Origin of the sequence: Facklamia sp. P12950, from assembly GCF_050409465.1 — a bacterium.
In the GTDB taxonomy this organism is placed as follows: Bacteria; Bacillota; Bacilli; order Lactobacillales; family Aerococcaceae; genus Facklamia.
In genome coordinates this window covers 1-1,086 of sequence record NZ_JBNUPK010000019.1, presented here as the reverse complement: position 1 = coordinate 1,086, position 1,086 = coordinate 1, and the positions used below count along the sequence as shown (strand labels likewise).

1 pseudogene is annotated in these 1,086 nt (G+C 42.4%); it reads left to right on the top strand.

What is annotated here, in order from left to right:
- Positions 1-1,086 (top strand): annotated as a pseudogene (locus ACQV2Q_RS08835) (hypothetical protein); the annotation flags it as partial.

Here is a 1,086-nt window from a genome sequence, read left to right as displayed (position 1 = left end):
ACAAAGGAGATCCAGGCGAAAAAGGCGACAAAGGAGATCCAGGCGAAAAAGGCGACAAAGGAGATCCAGGCGAAAAAGGAGATCCAGGCGAAAAAGGCGACAAAGGAGATCCAGGCGAAAAAGGTAAAGATGGAAAAGACGGAGTGGATGGTAAAACACCAACCATCAAGCAAACCCCACTCAAAGATCAAGATGGTAATGTTATAGGAGTAACTATTACCATTACAGATAGTGACGGAAAAGTGACAACTGAAAACATCTTAAATGGCAAAGATGGTCAGACGCCTAAGGTTGAGGTAACTCCTGGAAAAGATACAGAAGGTAATTCGGGCTATACCATTATCATTACGAAGCCAGATGGTTCCACACAAGAAGTCTTTGTAAAAGATGGTAAAGACGGTAAGGATGGTAAAGATGGAGTGGATGGTAAATCACCAACCATCAAGCAAACCCCACTCAAAGATCAAGATGGTAATGTTATAGGAGTAACTATTACCATTACAGATAGTGACGGAAAAGTGACAACTGAAAACATCTTAAATGGCAAAGATGGTCAGACGCCTAAGGTTGAGGTAACTCCTGGAAAAGATACAGAAGGTAATTCGGGCTATACCATTATCATTACGAAGCCAGATGGTTCCACACAAGAAGTCTTTGTAAAAGACGGTAAGGATGGTAAAGATGGAGTGGATGGTAAATCACCAACCATCAAGCAAACCCCACTCAAAGATCAAGATGGTAATGTTATAGGAGTAACTATTACCATTACAGATAGTGACGGAAAAGTGACAACTGAAAACATCTTAAATGGCAAAGATGGTCAGACGCCTAAGGTTGAGGTAACTCCTGGAAAAGATACAGAAGGTAATTCGGGCTATACCATTATCATTACGAAGCCAGATGGTTCCACACAAGAAGTCTTTGTAAAAGATGGCAAAGATGGTAAGGATGGTAAAGACGGTAAAGACGGTAAGGATGGCAAAGACGGTGAATGTGGAGTGTGTCCAATACCAGACCCAGATCCAACACCTGATCCAGATCCAACACCAGATCCAGATCCAACACCAGATCCAGATCCAACACCAG